At 74.0% G+C, this 15,396-nt stretch carries 19 protein-coding genes and 1 pseudogene; 15 read left to right on the top strand and 5 right to left on the bottom strand.

Annotation, left to right across the window (positions count from 1 at the left end):
- The first annotated feature begins 113 nt into the window (after window positions 1–113).
- The 7 genes from ACWERV_RS26685 (at window position 114) to ACWERV_RS26655 (ending at window position 5,760) form a co-directional block, all read left to right on the top strand.
- The gene (locus ACWERV_RS26685; protein WP_398178577.1) at window positions 114–731 is read left to right on the top strand and encodes a bifunctional 4-hydroxy-2-oxoglutarate aldolase/2-dehydro-3-deoxy-phosphogluconate aldolase; all 618 of its coding nucleotides are present in this window, start codon (window positions 114–116) and stop codon (window positions 729–731) included.
- A 306-nt stretch (window positions 732–1,037) separates the two neighbouring features.
- On the top strand, window positions 1,038–1,445 hold the full coding sequence (locus tag ACWERV_RS26680) for a GntR family transcriptional regulator (RefSeq protein WP_452937560.1): 408 nt from the start codon (window positions 1,038–1,040) through the stop codon (window positions 1,443–1,445).
- Window positions 1,442–2,311, top strand: coding sequence for an ABC transporter ATP-binding protein (locus ACWERV_RS26675; RefSeq protein WP_452937557.1), 870 nt, complete (start codon window positions 1,442–1,444; stop codon window positions 2,309–2,311). Before ACWERV_RS26680 ends, ACWERV_RS26675 begins: the two co-directional genes overlap by 4 nt.
- Window positions 2,308–3,384 carry a hypothetical protein gene (locus ACWERV_RS26670; protein WP_452937554.1) on the top strand — a complete coding sequence of 359 codons (1,077 nt, stop codon included), beginning with the start codon at window positions 2,308–2,310 and terminating at the stop codon, window positions 3,382–3,384. Before ACWERV_RS26675 ends, ACWERV_RS26670 begins: the two co-directional genes overlap by 4 nt.
- A 107-nt stretch (window positions 3,385–3,491) precedes the next feature.
- Window positions 3,492–4,727 carry a 3-phosphoshikimate 1-carboxyvinyltransferase gene (aroA, locus tag ACWERV_RS26665; protein WP_452937551.1) on the top strand — a complete coding sequence of 412 codons (1,236 nt, stop codon included), beginning with the start codon at window positions 3,492–3,494 and terminating at the stop codon, window positions 4,725–4,727.
- Between the two features lie 132 nt (window positions 4,728–4,859).
- A complete protein-coding gene (locus ACWERV_RS26660; protein ID WP_398178586.1) occupies window positions 4,860–5,309 on the top strand; it encodes a hypothetical protein in 450 nt (149 codons plus the stop codon).
- A gap of 121 nt (window positions 5,310–5,430) precedes the next feature.
- Window positions 5,431–5,760: a hypothetical protein gene (locus ACWERV_RS26655; RefSeq protein ID WP_452937547.1), complete on the top strand. Its 330-nt coding sequence runs from the start codon at window positions 5,431–5,433 to the stop codon at window positions 5,758–5,760.
- Between the two features lie 49 nt (window positions 5,761–5,809).
- Here ACWERV_RS26655 and ACWERV_RS26650 read toward each other — a convergent pair whose 3' ends face one another.
- Window positions 5,810–6,421 (bottom strand): DJ-1/PfpI family protein, encoded by a 612-nt coding sequence (locus ACWERV_RS26650; RefSeq protein ID WP_452937545.1) that lies wholly within the window; start codon window positions 6,419–6,421, stop codon window positions 5,810–5,812.
- An 88-nt stretch (window positions 6,422–6,509) separates the two neighbouring features.
- On the opposite strand from ACWERV_RS26650, the gene ACWERV_RS26645 reads away from it, so the two are divergent.
- Complete coding sequence (locus ACWERV_RS26645; protein ID WP_452937542.1) at window positions 6,510–7,847, top strand: aminotransferase-like domain-containing protein; 1,338 nt, start codon at window positions 6,510–6,512, stop codon at window positions 7,845–7,847.
- A 6-nt stretch (window positions 7,848–7,853) separates the two neighbouring features.
- Here the strand turns inward: ACWERV_RS26645 and ACWERV_RS26640 are convergent, their stop codons facing one another.
- Together ACWERV_RS26640 and ACWERV_RS26635 are read right to left on the bottom strand one after the other, a co-directional pair.
- The gene (locus tag ACWERV_RS26640) at window positions 7,854–8,639 is read right to left on the bottom strand and encodes an arylamine N-acetyltransferase family protein (RefSeq protein WP_452937620.1); all 786 of its coding nucleotides are present in this window, start codon (window positions 8,637–8,639) and stop codon (window positions 7,854–7,856) included.
- A gap of 126 nt (window positions 8,640–8,765) precedes the next feature.
- Window positions 8,766–8,960, bottom strand: a pseudogene (locus ACWERV_RS26635) (helix-turn-helix domain-containing protein); the annotation flags it as partial.
- Window positions 8,961–9,037: 77 nt separating this feature from the next.
- Between ACWERV_RS26635 and def the strand changes: the two are divergent.
- Entirely contained in the window at window positions 9,038–9,697 is a 660-nt protein-coding gene (def, locus tag ACWERV_RS26630; protein WP_452937539.1) for a peptide deformylase, read from the top strand.
- A gap of 6 nt (window positions 9,698–9,703) precedes the next feature.
- Here the strand turns inward: def and ACWERV_RS26625 are convergent, their stop codons facing one another.
- Window positions 9,704–9,961: a hypothetical protein gene (locus ACWERV_RS26625; protein WP_452937536.1), complete on the bottom strand. Its 258-nt coding sequence runs from the start codon at window positions 9,959–9,961 to the stop codon at window positions 9,704–9,706.
- 75 nt (window positions 9,962–10,036) lie between these two features.
- Between ACWERV_RS26625 and ACWERV_RS26620 the strand changes: the two genes are divergently transcribed.
- From ACWERV_RS26620 to ACWERV_RS26605, 4 genes are all read left to right on the top strand, one after another.
- Window positions 10,037–11,644 (top strand): molybdopterin-dependent oxidoreductase, encoded by a 1,608-nt coding sequence (locus tag ACWERV_RS26620; RefSeq protein WP_452937533.1) that lies wholly within the window; start codon window positions 10,037–10,039, stop codon window positions 11,642–11,644.
- Window positions 11,645–11,709: 65 nt separating this feature from the next.
- A complete protein-coding gene (locus tag ACWERV_RS26615; RefSeq protein WP_398178605.1) occupies window positions 11,710–12,351 on the top strand; it encodes a fasciclin domain-containing protein in 642 nt (213 codons plus the stop codon).
- Window positions 12,352–12,432: 81 nt separating this feature from the next.
- Complete coding sequence (sigK, locus tag ACWERV_RS26610; protein WP_398178608.1) at window positions 12,433–13,020, top strand: ECF RNA polymerase sigma factor SigK; 588 nt, start codon at window positions 12,433–12,435, stop codon at window positions 13,018–13,020.
- Window positions 13,017–13,733 (top strand): anti-sigma factor, encoded by a 717-nt coding sequence (locus ACWERV_RS26605; protein ID WP_452937530.1) that lies wholly within the window; start codon window positions 13,017–13,019, stop codon window positions 13,731–13,733. The genes sigK and ACWERV_RS26605 overlap by 4 nt, the downstream gene beginning before the upstream one ends.
- A 2-nt stretch (window positions 13,734–13,735) precedes the next feature.
- On the opposite strand, the gene ACWERV_RS26600 is transcribed toward ACWERV_RS26605, so the two are convergent.
- Window positions 13,736–14,167 carry an ATP-binding protein gene (locus tag ACWERV_RS26600; RefSeq protein ID WP_452937527.1) on the bottom strand — a complete coding sequence of 144 codons (432 nt, stop codon included), beginning with the start codon at window positions 14,165–14,167 and terminating at the stop codon, window positions 13,736–13,738.
- Between the two features lie 126 nt (window positions 14,168–14,293).
- Between ACWERV_RS26600 and ACWERV_RS26595 the strand changes: the two genes are divergently transcribed.
- Both ACWERV_RS26595 and ACWERV_RS26590 read left to right on the top strand, forming a co-directional pair.
- A complete protein-coding gene (locus ACWERV_RS26595) occupies window positions 14,294–15,142 on the top strand; it encodes a helix-turn-helix domain-containing protein (RefSeq protein ID WP_452937525.1) in 849 nt (282 codons plus the stop codon).
- Window positions 15,120–15,341, top strand: a complete 222-nt coding sequence (locus ACWERV_RS26590) for a DUF397 domain-containing protein (protein WP_452937522.1) — start codon at window positions 15,120–15,122, stop codon at window positions 15,339–15,341. Before ACWERV_RS26595 ends, ACWERV_RS26590 begins: the two co-directional genes overlap by 23 nt.
- The last annotated feature ends 55 nt before the right edge of the window (window positions 15,342–15,396 follow it).

The raw sequence follows: 15,396 nt of genomic DNA, 5'->3' as shown, positions 1-15,396 counted from the left end.
CGGAACGCCCGGCGGACGCGCCCCGCCGGGCGGGTAGCGTTCTGATCGCGCTCTCCGCATCCCGCGCACCCGCACGACCGTGCAGCACCGCTAGGGAAGGACCGAGATCCTCCGTGTACCGCTGGGAGACCACCCGGGCCGCGCTCGCACAACGCGTCTTCGCCACGATCCGCACCGACACGTACGACCAGGCCGCCGCCACCGCCGACACCCTGCTGTCCGCCGGGCTCACGACCCTGGAGATCTCCCTCACCACGCCCTTCGCGCTCGAAGCGGTCACCACGCTCGTGCGGGAGGTCGGCGACGACGCGATCGTCGGCGCCGGGACGGTGCTGGACGAGGTGTCCGCGCGGCTCGCCATCGAGGCGGGCGCCAGGTTCCTGCTCTCGCCCAGCCTCGACGAGGGCGTGCTGCGCGCCGGGCACCGGTACGGGGTGCCCGTTTTTCCCGGGGTCGCCACCCCGGGCGAGGCGGTTCGCGCGCTGGAGCTCGGCGCGGACGCGCTGACCGTCTACCCCGCGGTCTCCGTCACCCCGGCGTGGGTGGCCGAGGTCCGCGCGGTGCTGCCGCAGGCGCCGCTCGTGCCGATCGGGGGAATCACGCTTGCGGCGGCGCCCGAGTGGATCGCCGCGGGGGCGGTGGCGGTGGGGCTGGGCTCGGCTCTGACGAGCGGTGATCGGTTGACGGTGAGCAAGCGGTTGTCGGAGCTCTTGGATCGTCTCGCGGCGTAGGCCCTCCGGGCGGGTTTGCTGCGGTTTGTTGCGTGATCTTCTGCCGGTGGGGGCTGGTCGCGCCGTTCCTCGCGCCCCTTTGCGCGGCGCGCCGTTGGTGGGTCGGGTGCCGCCACGGGGCACCTCCTCGGAATGCGCCTTCACCCTCCTACGTAGGGGCTGAGCCCCTCCCAGCGCATTCCTGCGGGGGCACCCCGCGCCGCCAGGCGCGGGCACCCATCGCGGCGGGAAAGTCGAGGTCTTGCCGTGTTGGTGGGCTGGTGTTCTACTTGACCAGAACAATGTGGCCCTCCGCGAGGAGAAGACGTGATCGACCTCCATGTCGACAGGGCGAGCACCGTCCCGGCGTATGCCCAGCTCGTGACGCAGGTCAGGGAGGCACTGCGGATGGGGGTGCTGAGGCCGGGGGATCAGTTGCCCACCGTGCGGAGTGTGGTCACCGCGTGCACCGTGAATCCGAGCACCGTGCTGAAGGCGTACCGGGAGCTGGAGCTGTCGGGGCTGGTGGAGGCGCGGCAGGGGGCGGGGACGTTCGTGAGCGGGGAGCTCGGCGCCGCCGACCCGCATGCGATGGCGCGGCTGCGGGCGAGCTTCGCGCGGTGGGTGGGGCAGGCCCGGGAGGCGGGGCTGGAGGCGGAGGACGTGCGGGCGCTGATCGGGTCGGTGCTGGCGGAGGAGGCCCGTACGGCGGGGAAGGAGGGGGGTGTCGCATGAGCGTGTACGCGGTGGAGGCTGAGGGGCTGGGCAAGCGCTTCCGGCGGGTGGAGGCGCTGCGGGACTGCTCGTTCCGGCTTCCCGCCGGGGGTGTCGTCGCGCTGGTGGGGGCGAACGGGGCGGGGAAGTCCACGCTGATGGGCATCGTGGCCGGGCTGCTTCCGGCGACCGCCGGTGCGGTGCGGGTGCACGGGCGGCCGGTGGGGGAGCGGGCGGCGCGGGTGGCGATCCTGGCTCAGGACAAGCCGCTCTACCGCGACTTCAGCCCGGCGGACATGCTGCGTTTCGGGCGGGCCACGAACCGGGTGTGGGACCAGCGGCGGGCGGTGGCGTGGCTGGAGCGGTTCGCGGTGCCGGTGGACCGGCCGTGCGGAAGGCTCTCGGGGGGCCAGCGGGCGCAGGTCTCGCTGGCGGTGGCGCTGGGGTCGCGGCCCGCGCTGCTGCTGCTGGACGAGCCGTTGTCGAACCTGGATCCGGTGGCCCGGACGGAGGTGACGGGGGAGCTGATGGGGGAGGCGGCGGACACCGGGATGACGGTGATGCTGTCGACGCACATCGTGGCGGAGCTGTCGGGTGTCGGCGACCATCTGCTGCTGCTCGTGGCGGGCCGCCCGGTGCTGACCGGCGACGTCGAGGACCTGCTGGCCCGGCATGTGCGGCTGAGCGGTCCGCGGGCGGAGCGGCCGCCGGGGCCCGGGGAGGTGGTGGCGGTGCGGCACACGGCGCGGCAGTCGGTGTTCACCGTCCGGGAGGAGGGTGTGCGGCCCCCGGTGGTCGCCCCCGGCTGGACGTCACGGCCGCTGACGCTGGAGGACCTCGTGCTGACGTATCTCAGGGACCCGCGGACGGCGGAGGCGGCGGCATGACCCAGGCGGTGCCCCTGATCGGGCTGGACGTACCGGCGCGGGAGTCCTCGGGCGGCTTCCGCGGCCTGCTGTGGCTGACCTGGCGCCAGCACCGCTGGGCGCTGCTGTGCGCCCTGGTCCTCACCGTGGTGCTGACCGGCTGGCTGGCCTGGCTCGGGCACGAGATGACGGTGACCTTCCACCGGTGTCACGACCGCCCGTGCCTGCCCGGCACGCCGCAGGACGCGGCACTGAGTTCGCAGACCGGGCCTTTCCGTGTCGCGGACCACCTCCTGCAGTTCGTGGAGTACCAGCCGCTGCTGATCGGCGTCTTCCTCGGGGTGCCGCTGCTGGCGCGCGAGCACGAGCAGCGCACGCTGCTGCTGGCCTGGAGCCAGGACGTCTCGCCGCAGCGCTGGCTGTGGACGAAGGTGGCCCTGCTGGGCGGCTGCACGGCGCTGTGCACGGCGGCGGTGTCGCTGGCCGCCGGTCATGCGGCGCAGGTGATGGGCCAGGTGACCGGCGACGGCCTCTTCGAGGGCGACATGTTCCTGGACGCGGGGATGCTGCCGCTCGCGCTGGGCGTGGCGATGTTCGCCGTGGGGGTCGCGCTCGGCGCGGCGATCCGCCGGGTGCTGCCCGCGGCGCTGGCCGCGGTGGCCTTCTTCGTCGGTCTGTTCGTGCTGGTCAATTACCGCTATCCGTATCTGATGACGCCCCTCGCGCGGTTCCGGCCCCTTCCGGACGGCACGTACGACCCGGGCCCGGCGGGCGGGCCGAACGCGCTGCGGATCAGGACCGGGATCACGATCTCGCCGGACCGGGTCGGCAATCTGTACGACGCGGCCGGGCGGCCCCTGGGCGCCGCGGACCTGGACCGGCTGTGCCCCTTCGCCGGGCCGGACGCCATGGCCCCCGGGCGGCTGCCGTCCTGCATGGCCGGGCACCACCTGATGACCCGGGTCGTCTACCAGCCCGCCGGCCGCATCGGCAGCTTCCACGCGATCCTGGCGGCCGGTTACGCGGGCGTCGGTGTGCTCGCGCTCGCGGCGGTGTGGCTGGTCGTGCGGCGTACGCGGCTGACCGTGGGATGACGCCGGGCGGTGCCCACCCGCTGGACAGGGCGCCGCGGGTGGTGCGCCCGCCCCGTAAGATCGGGCCCGCCGGAGGGAGTGGCCCGCCGGCGAGGCGGGAGGCAGTGGTGATCGTCGCGGTACCGGGGTCGAAGTCCGTGACGGCTCGGGCGTTGTTCCTGGCGGCCGCGGCCGGCGGGGAGAGCGTGCTGCGCAGGCCGCTGCTGTCGGACGACACCGACGGCTTCGCGCAGGGCCTGGTGGCGCTCGGCTACGCGGCGCGGCGCACGGACGACGCGTGGCACGTGACCGGCAGCCCGGACGGGCCGCCCGCAGCGGCCGCCGACGTCGACTGCCGGGACGCGGGCACCGCCGCGCGCTTCCTGCCCGCGCTCGCCGCCGCCGGGCACCGCGGTGTCTACCGCTTCGACGCCTCCGCGCAGATGCGCCGCCGTCCCGTCGCCCCGCTGACCGGGGCACTGCGCGCGCTCGGCGTGGACCTCACGCACGACGAGGCCGAGGGCCACCTGCCGCTGACCGTGCGGGCGGCGGGTGTCAGGGGCGGCGAGGTGGAGCTGGACGCGAGCCTGTCCTCGCAGTTCCTGACCGCGCTGCTGATGACCGGGCCGCTCACCGCGGAGGGCCTGCGGATCCGGGTGACCGGCATCGTGTCGGTGCCCTACGTCGAGATCACGCTGGCGATGATGCGCAGCTTCGGCGTGGACGTGACGCGCGAGGGCGACACCTTCGTCGTCCCGCCGGGCGGCTACCGGCCCGCCGACTACGCCGTGGAGCCCGACGCCTCCGCCGCCAGCTACGTCTTCGCCGCGGCCGCGCTCGCCGGGCGGACCGCGACCGTACCGGGGCTCGGGCAGGGCGCGCTGCAGGGCGACCTGCAGTTCGTCGAGGTGCTGCGGCAGATGGGCGCCGACGTCGAGATCGGGCCGGACGCGACGACGGTGACCGGCACCGGGCGGCTGTCCGGGGTGACGGTCGCCATGCGCGACATCTCCGACACCATGCCGACGCTCGCGGCCGTCGCCCCGTACGCGGACGGTCCGGTGCGGATCGAGGACGTCTACAACACCCGCGTCAAGGAGTGCGACCGGCTGGACGCGTGCGCGGAGAACCTGCGGGCGCAGGGCGTCGAGGTGGAGACCGGCCGGGACTGGATCGAGATCCACCCGGGCGCGCCCCGGCCGGTGGAGATCGCCTGCCACGGGGACCACCGGATGGCGATGAGCTTCGCCGTCGCGGGCCTGCGCAACCCCGGTACGACCTTCGACGACCCCTCGTGCGTGAAGAAGACCTTCCCGGGCTTCCATGAGTTCTTCGCGGACCTGCGGGCCCGCTGGGACGTCTGAGGAGGGGCAACTCCCGTGTGACGGCAGGGGAATCCGGGCGAACGGCTGCACGGCCGCGCGGGCCCCGGCCATCATGGTCCGGACGAGCGGGGTGGCCGATTTTCGCACCCCCCTGACCGAACGGGAGCACCCATGCACGCAAAAGACGCCGAACTGGCCGACGTCCTGACCGAGTCGCTGGGCGACGAGAAGATCGTGGCGGCCGCCTACGCGCGGGTCGACACCGTGCTGGGCCCGGCGCGGATGCTCTCGCCGCTCGGCAACTACCTGATCGCCAGGCCCGCCGCGCGCGCGGCCGCGAAGAAGATGACCGAGGAGACGGACATACCGCTGGACGCGGCGGTCGTCTTCGGCGTCAGCGACAGCTCCCTGCACGTGTGGACGGCCGACCCGATGCTCAACCGGGTCGGTGACCACCTCGGCGCGATCGCGCTGGAGCGCATCGCGTCCGTCACGGTCGAGAGCGGCAAGAACTGGCAGCCCGTCACGATCACCATGGCGGACGGCAAGAGTGTCGCGCTGGAGGGCCGCGGCGCGATCCACGCGGTGGCGGCGGAGTTCGGCAAGCGCAAGGCCCGGTAGCGCTTCGGCGGTGGGCCGGGCGGGTGGGGCGCGCCGGTGTCCCGTGGCGCAGAACCGTTTCGCCGCAGTTGTCCCGATCTAGGGTGGCCTCTGTTTTGCCCACCCCACGAAAGGGACCCCCGTGCGTATCCGTACGACTCTCGCCGCCGTGACCTGCGCGGTCGGCGTCGCCCTGTCCTTCCCGGTCCCGGCGCACGCCGCCGGCGGCGCGTTCGCCTACCGCACCTACCAGGGCGAGAAGTCGCTGGTGAACCCGCCCGGCCGCGAGTGCATCACGCTGCCCGAGGTCGCGGACTGGGACCTGCCGCCGGCCACCCACGCCGTCAACGACACCGACGCCTCGGCCACCGTCTTCGCCGGACCCGACTGCGACGGCCCGCACTTCTCGCTGCCGCCGTACGCGGGCGCGGCCCTGAAGGACGGCTTCCGCTCGGTCGTCTTCTCCTTCTGACGCCCGGCGGGGTGCCGGACCGCACGGCCCGGCACCCCGCGGCGGTGCCTCACACGCGCGCGGGCAGATACGGACCCACCGCGCGCCAGGCGCGTGCGACGTACTCCTCCTTCTCACCGACCGGCGCGACGTAATGCAGCGCCTCCGTCGCGGCCTCGGTGCCCGCGAGGCGGGCGATCAGCCACCCGGCGAGGTACTGCGAGGCGAGGCAGCCGCCCGCCGTCGCGATACCGTCCCGTGCGAAGAACGGCTGGTCGAGGACCTCGATCCCGGCGGCCACCACCCAGGGCCTGGTGGTCAGGTCCGTGCAGGCGGGAACACCGTCGAGCAGCCCGAGCCGGGCCAGCACCAGCGCGCCCGAGCACTGCGCGGCGATGAGCTGGCGCGCCGGGTCCAGACCGCGCAGGACGCCCATGACCGCCGGGTCCTCGACGACCTCGCGGGTGGCGACGCCGCTGCCGACGACGACGGCGTCGGCCTCGCACGCCTCCTCCAGGGTGGACATCCGCGCCACCGTCACGCCGTTCATCGACGTCACCGTGGGGGTGGGGCAGGCCAGGGTGACCCGCCAGCCGTCCGCCCGGACGCGGCCCAGCACGCCGAGGGCGATCAGGGAGTCGAGTTCGTTGTAGCCCTCGAAGGTGAGGATGGCGATGTGCACGGCGGCTGTCCTTCCGCTGGGGTGGGCCCCGACGGTAGGGATCCGCGGACGGGACAGTCAAAGAATTGTCATGGATACAATCCGGTCCATGGCGGCCTCGCGCTACAAGACCCTGGTCGACGCGTTCGCGTCGGACATCCGCGCGGGACGGCTCGCCGCGGGCATGCGGCTGCCGACGCACCGCGCGCTCGCCGCCCGCGAGGGCGTCGCCGTGGTGACCGCGACCCGGGTCTACGCCGAGCTGGCGGCCATGGGCCTGGTGAGCCGGGAGCAGGGCCGCGGCACGTTCGTCCGCGACCTCGCGGTGCCCGCCGGGCACGGCATCGACCAGCAGGCCGTCGCCAACGACGCGGTGGACCTCACCTTCAACTACCCGCTGCTGCCCGAGCAGTCCGGCCTCCTGCGCCGGGCCCTGCGGGAGACCGCCACCTCCGGCGAACTCGACGCGCTGCTGCGCTACCAGCCGCACCGGGGCCGCCCCCAGGACCGCGCCTCGATCGCCCGCCACCTGCGGCGCCGCGGCCTCCCCGCCGACCCGGACCGGATCCTCGTCGTCACCGGAGCCCAGCACGGCCTCGCCGTCACGGTCATGGCCGCCCTCGGCGCCGGTGACGTCGTCGCGGTCGACGCGCTCACCTACCCGGGCTTCAAGGTGCTCGCGCAGGCCTTCCAGCTCGACCTGGAGCCCGTCCCCACCACGGCCGCCGGACCCGATCTCGACGCCCTGGAGCGGCTGTGCGCGACCCGCCCGGTGCGCGCGGTCTACACGATGCCCACCCTGCACAACCCGCTCGGCTGGGTCATGTCCGCGGCCGACCGTATACGGCTGGTGGCGATCGCCCGGCGGTACGGTCCGCTCCTGGTCGAGGACGCCGCCTACGCCTACCTCGCCGAGGACCCGCCCGCGCCGCTGGCCGCGCTCGCGCCGGACGTCACCGTCCATGTCTCGGGGCTGTCCAAGAGCGTCGCCACGGGCCTGCGCGTGGGCTTCGTCGTCGCGCCGCCGCCCCTGGTCCCGGCGCTGGAACGGGCGATCCGGGCCACCGTCTGGAACACCCCGGCGCTCGCCACCGCCCTCGCCTGCCGCTGGCTCGACGACGGGACGGTGGACCGTCTGGAGGCCCGCAAACGCGACGACGCCAGGGCCCGGCAGGCCGTCGCCGCCGAGGAACTGGCCGGTCTGCCGCTCGTCGGCCACCCCTCGTCGTACTTCACCTGGCTGCCGCTGCCCGAGGACGCGCGCGCCGACCGGCTGACCGCCGCCCTCGCCCGCCGGAACATCTCGGTCAGCACCGCGGAACCCTTCGCCGCCTCGGCGCACCCGCCGCAGGCGCTCCGCCTCGCACTGGGCTCGACGGACCTGGACCGGCTCCGGGCGACGCTGCGCACGGTGCGGCGGGCCGTCACCGAGGACGCGACCAGCTGAACGCCCTCACCGCGGGGCGACGGCCGGTTCCCGGTCCAGGGCGATGCCGAACTCCGCACGGTAGGCGGGCAGCACCTCGGCCTCGTCCAACTCCCGCTCCTCGCGGTGCCCTTCGGCGTCCGTCCGGACGAGCGTGCGCCCGCTGAGGGTGACGCGGCCGCCGTCGTCCGTCAGCCGCGAGCACACCAGCGAGGTCCGGAAGTACGAACCGGGCGCCGTGCGCTGGTACCAGCACGTCGCCCCGAAGTCGGCCGCCTCGCGGGGCCGCTGCTCCAGCCGGTAGGCGGGGGAGCCGTCGTGCAGGACGTCCAGGTCGCCGTGCGGGGCCTCGGCGAGACGGAAGCGGCCGCCGGGGTCCTGCTGCTCCGCGCGGCTGGCGTAGTCGAGCGGATAGGTGCTGTGCCGCCCGAAGCCGACGTCCGCCAGCCACGGACCGCTGCCGTCCGCGCCCGTGACCCGCAGCGCCATGTGGTCGTACGGCGGCCCGAGCCGCCCGTCGTCCCCGATGCCCCTGGCCGCCAGCAGTTCCACGCCGAAGCCGAGCGAGCGCAGCAGCGCGGCGAAGGCGCCGTTGAGTTCGTAGCAGAAGCCGCCCCGGCGCCGTGTGACGATCTTGTCGGTGAGGGCGTCCTCGGTCAGCACGATGTCCTCGCCGAGGTGGATCGACAGATTCTCGAACGGCACGCTCACCAGGTGCCTGCGGTGCAGCTCCCGCAGCGCGTCGGCGTCGGCCGCGGCCGGGCGCGCGGCGCCGATCCGGCGGAGGTAGGCGTCGGTACGGGCGGGGTCCATGCCCGTACCGTACGGTCCGCCCCCGGGGCCGGACGCGTCGGCCTCGGCGACACGCGGATCCTCCCAGCGCAGCCGCCACGGGCGCGGCCCGCCCCGCCCCCCGGCGTGCGGGGCCTCCTCGACCAGCCCGTGCCGGGCCAGCTGCCGCAGGTGGAAGGAGCACAGCCCGGAACTGTGCCCCAGCCGCGCGGCGGCCCCCGTCGCGGTGACGGTGCCCTCTTCGGCGAGCAGGTCGAGCAGCGCGAGCCGCACCGGATGGTCCGGCAGCTCACGGCGGGCCCGGCTCGGGCGGGTGGTGCCGCGCAGTTCGTCCTCGGTCATTTGCAAAGAGTGCTACTTTGCAAATGACTTGGCAAGCCGGGGAGTTGCCCGGCCCACCGTTTGCGAAGGGGCTGCGGATGAGCGGGGACGGCGTGCGCGAGGTGCGGGTGCTGGGGGAGCGGGTGGCGTCCTACCCCGCCCTCCCGCCCGAGGTGGGACGCGGCACGCTGCGCCGGATCACCGTCGTCGGCGAGGACGTGCTGCACCGCCCGTGCGCCGACGTCACGGACTTCGGCACGCCCGAACTGGCCCGGCTCGTCGACGACATGTTCGCCACCAACGCGATGGCCGAGGGCGCGGCCATCGCAGCCAACCAGGTCGGCGTGCCGCTGCGGCTCTTCGTCTGGGACATGGCCGACGAATGGGGCGTGCGCCACGTCGGCCACATCGCCAACCCCGTCCTCGACGAACTCCCCGCCGAACGGCGCCGCCTGGTCGAGGAGTCGGAGGGCTGCCTGTCCGTGCCCGGCCCCTACCGCCCCCTCGCCCGCCCCGACACCGCCGTCGTCCGCGGCCGGGACCTGCACGGCAACCCGCTCGTCATCGAGGGCCGCGGCTACTTCGCCCGCTGCCTCCAGCACGAGACCGACCACCTGTCCGGCAACCTCTACCTCGACCGCCTCTCCGCCCGCGACCGCCGCTCCGTCCTGCGCGAGATGGCCCGCACCCAGGACGAGGTCACCGCCCGCCGCGCCGCCCGCGCCGCCGACCTCGGCAAGCCGCTGCCCCTGCCCTGAGCGCCCTCAGTCCCCGGACGAGCCGAAGACGCCGACATGGCTCGGCTCGTCGGCGCCCGCCCCGTCGCAGAGCAGGACGTACCGCCCCGTCCAGCGCGGCGTCTGCTCGTCCAGCAGCGTGGGGCCGCGCTCCGCGACCGGCTGCTCCAGCCCGGCACCGGCCTCGGCGAGCGCCCGCTCGAACGCGGCGGTCGTCGGCCGGTCCGTGCCGAAGTACAGGCGTATCCGCTCCACCCCGACGGACACCACGCCAGGGGCGATCACTGACAATCCGGCCCCGCCGGTAACTCGTTCGGGTGATGGACCCATCCACGCGGGCCGCGGCTCCGAATACCTGGTGTGAGCGAAAAGACGGACAGCGGCGGCCGAGCGGCCCCCCGGCGCGGGCGGTGGGTGCTGGGCGGCCTGAGCGGGCTGCTGGCGGCAGCGGCCGCGCTGGGCTCGGCCGAACTGGTGTCGGCGGCGGTGCGGCCGCAGTCGAGCCCGGTCGTCGTGGTGGGCGGCGCGGTCGTCGACCGCACCCCGGCGTCCGTCAAGGACTACGCCGTACGGCACTTCGGCACCCACGACAAGCTCGTGCTCCAGCTCGGCATCGTCGTCCTGCTGGGCCTGTTCGCGGTGGCCCTCGGCCTTGCCGCGCTGCGCCTGCGCAGGACCGCCGCCGCGGGCGCGGCCGTCTTCGGCCTCGTCGGCGTGCTCGCCGCCACCAGCCGTCCGGACCACCGCGCCGCGGACGTCCTGCCCTCCCTGGCGGCCGCGTTCGTCGCAGCCGGAGTGCTGATGCTGCTGTCCGCGCGGCTCACCCCCCGTCCCCCCGCAAGCGGCCCCACCGTCCGGGAGGAAGCCGGGCCGCCGGCCTTCGACCGGCGCGGCTTCGTCGTCGCCGCGGCGGCCACGGCGGCCGCCTCCACCGGGGCCGGGACGCTCGGCCGGGCGCTGAACGGCCGCCGGGGAGCGGCCGCGGCCCGCTCACGCGCCGCGGTCGTGCTGCCCCGCCCCGCGTCCCCGGCGGATCCCGTGCCGCGCGGCGCCGCACTGCCCGTGGACGGCCTCAGCCCGTTCATGACCCCCGCCGACCGCTTCTACCGCGTCGACACCGCCCTCGTCGTCCCCAGGATCGACGCCGGCACCTGGCGGCTGCGCCTGCACGGCCTGGGCGTGCCCCGCGAGGTCGAGTACACCTACGCCGACCTGCTGGGCCGCGAGCTGATCGAACGGGACATCACGCTGACCTGCGTCTCCAACCAGGTCGGCGGTCCCTACACGGGCAACGCCCGGTGGACCGGCGTGCGGCTGGCCGACCTGCTGCGCGAGGCGGGCGTACGGGCCCCCTCGCAGGGCGGCCCCGCCGACCAGCTCGTGGCCCGCTCCGTGGACGGCATGACCATCGGCACCCCCGTCGAGACCGTCCTCGACGGCCGCGACGCGATGCTCGCCCTCGGCATGAACGGCAGCCCGCTGCCCTTCGCCCACGGCTTCCCGGTACGGGTCGTGATCCCCGGCCTGTACGGCTACGCGTCCGCCTGCAAGTGGCTGCGCGAGCTGGAGCTGACCACCTTCGACGCCTACGACGCCTACTGGGTGCGGCGCGGCTGGGCCCGGCGGGCGCCGGTCAAGACGCAGTCCCGCATCGACACCCCCAGGCCGTTCGCCACGCCCGCCGCCGGCCGCGTCCCCGTGGCCGGCGTCGCCTGGGCCCAGCACCGGGGCATCGAGCGCGTCGAGGTGCGGGTGGACGGCGGCCCGTGGCGGACCGCCACCCTCGCCGCCGAGGACACCGTCGACACCTGGCGCCAGTGGCAGTGGGAGTGGGACGCGCATCCCGGCACCCACACCCTCGAAGTCCGCGCCACGGACCGCACGGGAGCGACCCAGACCTCCCGGCGCACCGGAACCGTCCCCGACGGGGCGACCGGCCGGCACTCGGTGGTGGTCACCGTGACCTGACCCCGGACGCCGCACTCGCGGACGCACGCTCCACAACCCCCTTTACAACACCCCCTGGAGAGACCATGAGCCACCTCGCCCGCCGCGTCACCGTCGCCCTCACGGCCGCGGCCGTCCTGCCCCTCGCGCTGACCGCGTGCTCCAGCAGCGACAAGAAGTCCGCGGACGACTCCGCCTCGTCCGCCGCTCCCGCGACGAGCGCCGCCGCCCCGTCCGTCGCGGCCATGGACCAGCCGTTCGGCCCCGGCTGCGCCGCCGTGCCGAAGAACGGCGCCGGAAGCTTCGACGGCATGGCGCAGGACCCGGTGGCCACCGCCGCCTCGCACAACCCGGCGCTCTCCACGCTCGTCACGGCGGTGCAGAAGGCCGGGCTCGTCGACACCCTGAACAACGCGCAGGGCATCACCGTCTTCGCGCCCACCGACGCCGCCTTCGCCAAGCTCCCCAAGGCCACCCTCGACAAGGTGCTCGCCGACAAGGCGATGCTCACGAAGATCCTCACCTACCACGTGGTCGGCCAGCCGGTGAAGGCGCCGGACGGACTGGCCCACGGCACCTACACCACACTGGAGAAGGGCACGCTGACGACGTCCGGCTCGGGCGAGTCGTACAAGGTCAACAACACGGCCAACGTGGTGTGCGGCAACGTCGAGACGGCCAACGCGACCGTGCAGATCATCGACACCGTCCTGATGCCGCCCCAGTAAGCCCCCGGGCGGCTTCCCTCGACGACCGGACCGCGACCCACGGCTGACCGCCGTACCTGCCAGGAGGTGCCCGTGCGTGCCGTGACACGCAGCGCAAGCGAACCCGCCCCCGAGCCGTCCCCGCCGGGACGGCTGGAGTCGCTGCTCGACCGTGTCGCACGCGGCGACGGCGAGGCGTTCGAACGCCTCTACAACGCCGTCGCCGGGTCCGTCCTCGGCCTGGTGCGGCGCGTCGTCAGGGACCCCGCGCAGTCCGAGGAGGTCGCCCAGGAAGTGCTCGTCGAGGTGTGGCGGTGCGCGGCACGGTTCGACGCACGGAAGGGCAGCGCCATGGCCTGGATCATGACGCTCGCTCACCGCCGCGCCGTGGACCGGGTCCAGTCCGCGGAGGCCGGCGCCCACCGCGAGGCACGGGTGGGCGTCCGGGACTACACACCCGCCTTCGACGAGGTCAGCGAACACGTCGAACGCCGCCTGGAACACGAGCAGGTACGCCGTTGCCTGCGGCAACTGACCCCCCTCCAACAGGAGTCCGTGACCCTCGCCTACTACCGCGGCTACACCTACCAGCAGACCGCGGAAGTCCTCGGCGTGGCCCTCGGCACGGTCAAGACCCGCCTGCGCGACGGCCTCGTCCGCCTCCGCGACTGCCTGGGGGTGGGCTCATGACCGCCGACCTGCACACCCTCACCGGGGCGTACGCGCTCGGCGCGGTGTCCGGACCGGAAGAACAGGCCTTCCGCCATCACCTCGCCGAGTGCGGCGCCTGCCGCCAGGAGGTCCGCGAATTCACCGAGACCGCCGCGCGGCTGGCCATGGCCGTCGCGGAGGTGCCGCCCGCGGCCATGCGCGAGCGCGTCCTCGCCGCGCTCCCCGCCGTCCGCCAACTCCCGCCGTCCGCCCCCGCACCGCGTACCCTCCGACGCCGCTGGCGCCTGTCCCACCTCGCCCTCGCCGCCTGCCTGGCCGTCACCGCGGTCGCCACCGGCCTCGCGCTCGACGCCCGCCACCGTGCCGACGTCGCCGTACGGGCCGAACAGCGCGCCGCCGAACTCAACGCCGTGACCACCGCCCCCGACGCGACCTTCCACACCGGCCCCCTCACCGGCGGCGGCACGGCCACGGTCGTCTCGTCCGCCACCCTCGGCCGCTCCGCCGTCCTCTTCCACGACCTCCCCGACCTCCCCGACTCCCGCGTCTACGAACTCTGGTACCGCCGCGCCGGAACGATGGCCCCCGCGGGCCTCCTCCCCGCCCGCCCGGCGGGCACCACCCTCCTCGACGGCACCCCCGCGGGCGCGGACGCCGTCGGCATCACCGCGGAACCCCCCGGCGGCTCACCCGCCCCCACCGGCCCACCCCTGCTCGTCCTCCCCCTGTGACGTCACCCCACGTGCGCCCACACGAGCTTGCCGACCCCGTCCCGCGAACTCACCCCCCACCGCTGCCCGGTGAGCACCCCCACGAGCGCCAGCCCGCGCCCCGCCTCGTCCTCCTCCGCCGCCCGCCGCGTCAACGGAATCCGGTGCGACGCGTCGTGCACCTCGATCCGCACGCCCTCCTCCCGCCGCTCGTACCGCGTCTCGATGAGCCGCCCCCGCGGCGTCCGCGCATGCCGCACCGCATTCGTCATCAACTCACTGAGCACCAACTCCGCGGTGTCCGCCAGCCCCTCCAGCTCCCACCCGCACAACGCCTCCCGCAACTCCCGCCGCGCCCGCCCGACCGCGCGGGCACTCATCGGCCACCGGATGACGACGAGCTGCCGCTCGGGCTGGTCGGGGCTCTGGCTGTCGTCCTCGTACGACGGTTCCATATGCGTAGTCCTCCGCGAAGTCTGCGGGCACGTTCTGTGCCTTTCTGCTTACAGAGTGGCTTGGCCGGGGATAGCCTTGACAAGAGGCGCAGGTCTCCAACGGGCCTGTCAACGAGGGGAGCAGCCATGATGGGCAGGCAGGCGCGAAGCTCCAGCTCCGACCCGAGGGTCAAGTACGGGGAGGAACTGAGACTGCGCCGCGAGGCCGCGGGGCTCACACAAGTGCAGCTCGGCGAGCTGGTGATCCTCTCGCCGTCGATGATCGCCCACATCGAAGCGGGCCGCCGCAAACCGAGCCTGGACGACGCCCGCCGCCTGGACCAGGTGCTGTGCACCGAGGGCTTCTTCGTCCGCTTCCTGCCGACGCTGAACGGCAAGCGCTTCGCGGAGCACTTCAACGACGCGGCGGACGCGGAACAGCGGGCTGTGGCGATCTACTCGTACGCGGTGTCGCTGGTGCCCGGCATCTTCCAGACCGAGCGCTATGCCCGAGCGGTCTTCCGCGCTCAGCACGCCAACTACGTTCCCGAGAAGGTTGACAAGCTAGTTGTCAACAGGCTCGCGCGTGCCGAGATCCTGCGTGCGCAGGACGGTCCCGAGGTCTGGACGATCCTCAACGAGAATGTGCTGCGCGCGGTGGTCGGCGGCCCCGAGGTGATGGCCGAGCAGCTCCGGCACATCGCCCAACTCGGCCGGTCGGGCCGTGTGCTCGTGCAGGTGATTCCGTACAGCGCAGGCGCTCACGCGACGATGGCGAGCATGATGTCCTTGATGCGCTTCGAGGACGAGCCAGACGCGGCTTACGTCGAGGGTCTCTACACCGGTTCCCTCATCGACGACCCGGCTATGGTTCAGCGCTACCGGGACGCCTACGATCTTGCCAAGGCCGCGGGGCTCTCGCCCGAGGCGTCCCTGAGCATGATCGAGTCGGTGGCTAAGGAGTACGAACGCCATGCCTCCCAGGTACATCCCTGACGCGTCAGCGCTGACGACGTGGCGGAAGTCCAGCTACAGCGGCGGGGACAACGGCGACTGCGTCGAGGTCGCGGACGGTGTGCTCGGCGTCGTCCCCATCCGGGACAGCAAGGACCCGCAGGGGCCGGCGCTGGTTTTCCCGGCGGAAGCCTGGGCGAGCTTCGTCGCCGACGTCAAGGCGGGCCGCTTCGGGGCCTGAACCGTCCCTCCCGCGAAGGAGAGCACAACCGTGATGATCTCAACGCACCTCGTTG

The organism is Streptomyces sp. NPDC004031 (genome assembly GCF_053604375.1).
Note: the sequence above shows the minus strand (reverse complement) of the source record. Positions and strands in the feature narration are given on the sequence as shown.